The following is a 6334-nucleotide window of genomic DNA, read 5'->3' as shown; positions in this document are numbered from 1 at the left end:
CTCCCGCAGCAGCCGCTCGGGGCCGGGGTCGCCGTCGGGGCCGGGGTCTCCGACTGTCAGGGGCTGGTGCACCGGGCCGGTGTGAGCTGGGAGCCCGAGCGGCTGCTGCGGGAGTGCGGGCTTTCGGTGCTGGAGTTCGATCACCTTGCCGGGGAGGGGCAGGAGGCCTTCGAGCCTTATGTCACCGAGCGGTTCGGGTCGCCCGTCATGGATGTGTCCAAGGGGTACGAGGCGTACGAGAGCCGGCTGCGCGAGGAGTCGCCCAAATTCCTCAAGACGACCCTCGCCAAGGAGCGGCGGCTCGGGCGGCAGCGCGGTGGCACCCGCTTCGTCTTCGACGAGCGGGATCCGAAGGCGCTGGCGGCCCTCATGGAGTGGAAGTCCGCGCAGTACCGGCGCACCGGGCGGCGCGATCGCTTCGCGCAGGGGTGGATCGCCGGTCTTGTCGACGACCTCGCCGGCACCCGGACCGAGGGGCTCACCGGGACGCTGAGTGTGCTGTACGCCGACGACGGCCGGCCCATCGCCGCGCACTTCGGGCTGCGGTCGCGGCGGGTGCTGGCCTGCTGGTTCCCGGCGTACGACGTGGAGTTCGCGAAGTACTCGCCGGGGCTGATCCTGCATCTGCGGATGGCGGAGGCCGCGGCCGCCGAGGGGCTGGAGCTGCTCGATCTCGGGCGCGGGGACGCCGAGTACAAGGACGATCTCAAGACCGGCGAGCTCACCGTCGCCGAGGCCCGCGTGCTGCGGCCCAGCGTCGGCGCGGTGGTGCACCGGCTGCGGCACGATCCGGTGAAGCGCGCGCACGCATTCGTACGGGAGCGGCCGCAGCTGGCCGCGTTCGCCCGGAAGGCACTCAATCAGGCGGGGAGGCTGCGGCGCGCATGAGCGAACCGACAACGGAGCCGATCAGGCTCGGCGTTCTCGAACTCGAGCCCACTCCTGAACTCCACCCCGCACCGCACGGCCTGCCCGTCACCACCGGCGAGGTCTCGGTCATCGTCCGCCGCCGGGGCGTGCCCGTGGCCCTGCTGCGGACCCGTATCCCCGAGGGCGCCGACCCGCTCGACCACCTCGCGGCGCTGGCACCCGACGGACCCGCACCCGAGCCCGCCCCGCCCGCCGACCCGGCGACCCGCGTCAGCGTCATCGTCGCCACCCGCGAGCACCCGGACAAGCTCGACCGCGCGCTCACCTCCCTCCTCGAACTCGACCACCCCGACTACGAGATCGTGGTCGTCGACAACAACCCGGTCACCGGCGCCACCAAGGACCTGGTCACCAAGAAGTACGCCGAGGCCGGCGTCCGCTACGTCACCGAGCCCGTCCCCGGCCTCGCCGCCGCCCACAACCGCGGCATCGCCGAGGCCAAGGGCGCCATCCTCGCCTTCACCGACGACGACGTCGTCGCCGACCCGCGGTGGCTGCGCGCCCTCACCGCCGGCTTCGCGGAGGACCCGCATGTCGGCTGCGTGACCGGCCTGATCGTGCCGGGGAGCCTGGAGACGCCCGCGCAGATCCAGCTGGAGCGGCTCGGCGGCTTCGGCAAGGGCTTCGCGCGCAAGGTCTACGACATCCACCGGCCGCCCGCCGACGAGCCGCTGTTCCCGTTCACCGCGGGCAGCTTCGGGAGCGGCGCCAACATGGCCTTCCGGGCGGAAGTGCTGCGTACCATCGGCGGCTTCGACCCGGCCACCGGCACCGGCACCCAGGCCCGCGGCGGCGACGACCTCTACGCCTTCGTCCGCACCCTCGTCGCCGGACACCGCCTCGTCTACGAGCCCCGCGCGCTGATCTGGCACTACCACCGCGAGCGGATCGAGGACCTCACCTCCCAGGCCTTCAACTACGGCGCAGGCGTCACCGCCTACCTCACCGCCGTCATCGCCCGCCGCCCCGCGCTGCTGCCCCGCCTGCTCCGCCGGGTCCCGGGCGGCCTGCGGCACGCCCGCACCCTCACCGGCGAACGGACCGAGCGCGCCGACCCCACGACGAACGACCCGTGGCCGCGCCGGCTGGCCAGGACGGAGCGGCGCGGGATGCTCTACGGACCAGTGGGCTACCTCCGCGCCCGGCGCCGGATGCGCGGGATCGCGTTGCCGTGGGAGGGGAAGCCGTGACCGCCGACGCCATCCCGGTGCTGCTGTACCACGCCGTGATGGACGATCCGCCCGACTGGATCGGCGAATTCACCCTGTCGCCGGGGCAGTTCGCCGAGCACCTCGAGGCGATCGCGGACAGCGGGCGCACCCCGATCACCGCGGCCCGGCTGCTGGACGGCGGCCCCGACCTGCCCGCCCGGCCGGTGCTGATCACCTTCGACGACGGCTTCGCCGACCTGCCGGGCCCGACCGCGGAGGCGGTGGCCGGGCGTGGCATGACCGCCACCGCCTACCTGACCACCGGCGCCATCGGCGGCTCGGCGGGCACCTCGAAAAACAGCAGCCTGCTGCCGCCGGCGCCGATGATGAAGCTGGACGAGGCGGCGCGGCTCGAGCAGGACTTCGGCTTCGAGGTCGGCAGCCATACGGTCACGCACGCCCAGCTCGACACCCTGACCGCGGGCGAGATCAAGCACGAACTCACCGAGTCCAAGGCCGTATTGGAGGACGCCCTCGGCCACGCTCTCGACACCCTCGCCTACCCGCACGGCTACAACGACGCCCGCGTCCGCCGTATCGCCGCCGCGGTCGGCTACACCTCCGGCATGGCCGTACGGCACGCGCTCAGCCACCTCACCGACGAGCCGTACCGGATCGCCCGGCTCATCGTCCGCCGCACCCACACCGCGGCCGACGTCCACGACTGGATGGCGGGCGAGGGCGCGCGACAGGCGCCGTACCGCGACGGGCTGAAGACGGTCGGCTGGCGCTACTACCGGCGGGCGCGACGGATGCTGCACGGGCCGGAGTTCGCGGGCTGAGCAGCCGCCCTACGGCAACGGCTGCTTGAAGTACGGGTCGTCGCCCGCCTTCTTCAGGGCGTCCACCGCGTCGTCGTTCTGCAGGGACAGGTCGCAATGCGGGCCTGGGTCGCGGGAGTTCCACTGCAGTGCTGCCTTCACCTGTGGCATGCGCTTGAGGACCTCGGGGACCTCCGCGTACCAGTCCGCCTGCCGGCCGGTCTTCGCGGTGTCCTGCGCGGAGCCGTATTCGGAGAGCATCAGCGGCTTCTTGTCGGTGATGTTCTCGGTGACCCATTGGTACGTCGGCAGCTGCAGGTCGGCGAAGCTCTGCCAGTCGGTCTGGTGGCAGCGGTAGTAGTTGTACTTGTTGTAGCCGACCCAGTCGACGAACTGGTCGCCCGGGTAGAGCTCGGTGAACAGCTCCGCGTGGTCGAGATAGCCGGTGATGATCCAGGTCCAGATGACGTTGTCGGCGCCGGCCGCCTTGAAGCGCTGGTGGATGTGCTGCCAGGCGTCGCGGAACTCCTTGGCGGTCCCGTTCTTCATCCGGGTGTCCATCTCCAGGTCGAAGGAGAGGAACACCTTCTTTCCCGTGCGCTCGCCGTACTCCGCGACCCGCTTCGCCTGCGGGTCGATGACCTTCTCGTCCAGCTCGCCCGCGGCGATGTCCCGCCACTTGATCCACTTGTGCTTCTTGCCGCCGTTCGCGCCCCAGTCCTTGCTCTCCCAGGACAGCAGCAGCATCCGGTCCTTGCCGACCTCCTGCTCCTGCTTCGTGAGCAGCTGGCCTTCGTTGTCGCGGGTGGACATGTCGTGATACGTGTACACGATGTCGAGGCTGCGGCCCATATCCTTCTCGTACGCGGCCACCTTCTCCGGCAGGTTCTCCTTCTCATGCGGCACGAACGCGCCGAACCAGGCCCCGCACGGCGGCTCCAGCAGCTTCGTCGGGCGGCACTCGGCGCTGGTCGCCTGCCGGTCGCGACCGTCCTCGAAGCCGTCGTCGTCGCCGTTCTCGGCGAGGAGGGCCAGCAGCGCGGGCACGACGAGTAACAGCACGGCGGCGATGAGCACCAGCCGCGTCCGCAGCGTGGGGAGGGTCAACGTACTTCACCTTCGGGCTCGATGGGCGCGACGGGCTCGGCGGGTGCGACGCCGGCGGCCTCCCGTTCGGGTTCGGCCGGCTCGGGCTCGGACGGCGGGCGTACGGGCAGCGGGGGGAACAGCGCCGCCGAGGAGGTCAGGGATGCCAGCACGCCGATGATCTGCAGCGCGGCGAACTGATTGCCCAGCAGCAGGCCCGTACACACCAGACCGTCGATGGCCAGGCTGAGGCCGACCGCGAGCAGCAGCCACTCGCACCAGTCGGAGACCGTGTGGTCCCGGGGCGTGGCCCCGGGCGGGGCCGCCGCCGGGCGGGCGCGCAGCGCCGGGCCGCAGATGCTGAGGACGGCCATGCCGGGGCCGAGCAGCAGATACGTGCCGACGAGGATGATCAGCGCCGGGTGCCGGTCCGGCAGCAGCGCCACAGCCGCGAAGCTGAGCCAGCCGAGCACCGCGGCCGGGACCCGCTCGACGAAGCGGAAGTCGGCGGCGGCGTTGGCGGAGGAGGAGGTGAAGAGACTCAACGGGCTGCCCTCCCTGGGCCCTTCAGCTCGTACACCCGGGCGTGGTCATTGCCCCAGCGCTTAATGAACTGCTTCGACTCTGCCACGCTCTTCTCGATCCGGCGCAGCCGCTCCTCGCTCATTTCGCCGTTCATGGACGCGTTGGAGTAGATGCCGTCGGAGAAGACGAGGTAGGCCCGGCCGGGCTTCTTCACCGCGGAGAGGTCCGTGGCCAGGGTCTTTGCCGGGTTGGCCTCGATCTTGCGGATGTGGGTGAGCGGCTCCTCCAGGAACCAGTAGCCGGGCTCGAACCTCCAGTATTTGTCGTAGGCGTACGCGAAGTTGCGGTTCGGCGCGGCGATCAGGGAGCCCTCGGGGGCGTGGTCGTAGACCTTCTTCACCAGGTTCGCTTCCTCGGGCGGGAAGTAGCTGAGCTTGTCCTTGCCCGCGTACGCCGGGACGAAGGCGCAGGTCATCGCCAGCACGACGGCGCCGGAGACCGCCCACCGGATCCGGAGGGTGGCGACGGGCCAGCGGTGCGCGCGGGCCGGGTAGGCGGGCGGCTCGGTGGTGGCGCGCGGGAGTAGCGCGGCCGCCGCGAAGAACGCGGCCCAGGGGAGCATGAACAGCACGACCCGGAAGAGCATTTCGCTGCCGTAGCCGTTCGCGACGATCATCGGAGCGGGGGCGAGCCCGAGCAGCACCAGCGGCCAGGCCTGCTTGCGCAGCGCGGGCCGGCGCCACACCCCGTAGGCCGCGAGGAGGAAGACGACGGCGGTGAGCAGCCGGGACATCCAGGAGGCGAAGACCGGGCCCCTGCCGGTGGGGGTGGCGCCGACGCCGGTCTCGACGTTGCCCTTGACGTTGCCGATGCCCTCGATCAGGGCGGGGATCTGCTCGCGGAGGAAGATCTGGGCGGCGGAGACGTTCCAGGCGCCGACCACCTCGATCACGAAGACCAGGATCATCCAGTTGCGGTATCTGCGGGTGAGACACAGCGCCAGCAGACAGGCCATCAGCATCGGCGGCGTGAGCTGGTGCGAGGCGGCCAGCAGGGCAACGAGGGGGAGCAGCGCGAGGGTCCACAGGACGCGCTGCGGGGCGTTCCGCGCGGCCCCTGGATGCTCGGGGCGCTGGAAGCGGCGCAGCACGATGGCGATGATCGCGAGCCAGAAGAGATACGCCACGGACTGCGGCGAGAAGTAGTCCTGGCCGACCCAGTTGGCCGCGTAGAAGATCCAGGCGCCGGTCCAGACGAGGCGCTGGTCGCGGGTGAAGACGCGGAAGGCGAGCAGCAGGGCCGGCAGCAGCATGAGGTTGGAGACCAGCGGCCACCAGGCCATGTACTGCAGCGTGTTCTCCACGCCGGTCATGCGCAGCAGGCCGGCCTGGACGGCGAAGAAGCCGGGCCATTCGTTGTACGCGTCCATCAGGCCCAGCTCGGGCCGTGGCCGGGCGACGTCGTGGGTGAGGAAGTAGTCGACGACGGCGTCGTGCTTCCACGCCCAGGCGTACAGCGGGGTGGGATAGAGCACCGCCTGGGTGGCGCGCTCGACGACGATCAGTCCGATGACGTACGCGGCGGGCCAGGGTCCTGGCCGTGGACCGCCGCGGAGGGAGGCGAAGAAGCCGGCGGTGAGGAGGGCGAGGGCGATCCAGTAGGTGGCGTGCAGGGCGCCGGCGAGACCGAAGCCGCTGAGCTCGGAGACGTCGGTCTGGGTGAGCGAGAAGCGCCAGAGGCCGAGAGCGACGAGGAGCGTCGCGGCGAGGGCGACGGCGGTGCCCTTGCCCGGGCGGGCCCAGGCGGGGGCGTGGGCGCGGG

6 protein-coding genes are annotated in these 6334 nt (G+C 71.3%); 3 read left to right on the top strand and 3 right to left on the bottom strand.

Translation table 11 applies throughout. The features are described 5' to 3' along the window. The 3 genes from G5C51_RS38750 to G5C51_RS38740 form a co-directional block, all read left to right on the top strand. Positions 1-888 (top strand): GNAT family N-acetyltransferase (locus G5C51_RS38750; protein WP_165245074.1); only part of this gene is annotated, 888 nt, incomplete at its 5' end. Then, positions 885-2120 (top strand): glycosyltransferase family 2 protein, encoded by a 1236-nt coding sequence (locus tag G5C51_RS38745; RefSeq protein WP_165245072.1) that lies wholly within the window; start codon positions 885-887, stop codon positions 2118-2120. The genes G5C51_RS38750 and G5C51_RS38745, both read left to right, overlap by 4 nt. Before the next feature lie 38 nt (positions 2121-2158). Next, the gene (locus G5C51_RS38740; protein ID WP_206314788.1) at positions 2159-2923 is read left to right on the top strand and encodes a polysaccharide deacetylase family protein; all 765 of its coding nucleotides are present in this window, start codon (positions 2159-2161) and stop codon (positions 2921-2923) included. A gap of 9 nt (positions 2924-2932) precedes the next feature. On the opposite strand, the gene G5C51_RS38735 is transcribed toward G5C51_RS38740, so the two are convergent. From G5C51_RS38735 to G5C51_RS38725, 3 genes are all read right to left on the bottom strand, one after another. After that, positions 2933-4009 carry a glycosyl hydrolase gene (locus tag G5C51_RS38735; protein WP_240930220.1) on the bottom strand — a complete coding sequence of 359 codons (1077 nt, stop codon included), beginning with the start codon at positions 4007-4009 and terminating at the stop codon, positions 2933-2935. Next, positions 4006-4533, bottom strand: coding sequence for a hypothetical protein (locus G5C51_RS38730; RefSeq protein WP_165245070.1), 528 nt, complete (start codon positions 4531-4533; stop codon positions 4006-4008). The genes G5C51_RS38735 and G5C51_RS38730 overlap by 4 nt, the downstream gene beginning before the upstream one ends. Beyond that, positions 4530-6334, bottom strand: a 1805-nt coding sequence (locus G5C51_RS38725) for a glycosyltransferase (RefSeq protein ID WP_165245068.1), incomplete at its 5' end; no start/stop codon positions are given. The genes G5C51_RS38725 and G5C51_RS38730, both read right to left, overlap by 4 nt.

The organism is Streptomyces coryli (genome assembly GCF_011044975.1).
GTDB lineage: Bacteria > Actinomycetota > Actinomycetes > Streptomycetales > Streptomycetaceae > Streptomyces > Streptomyces coryli.
The sequence above is the reverse complement of the archived record's forward strand: the minus strand, read 5'-3'. Positions and strand labels throughout refer to the sequence as shown.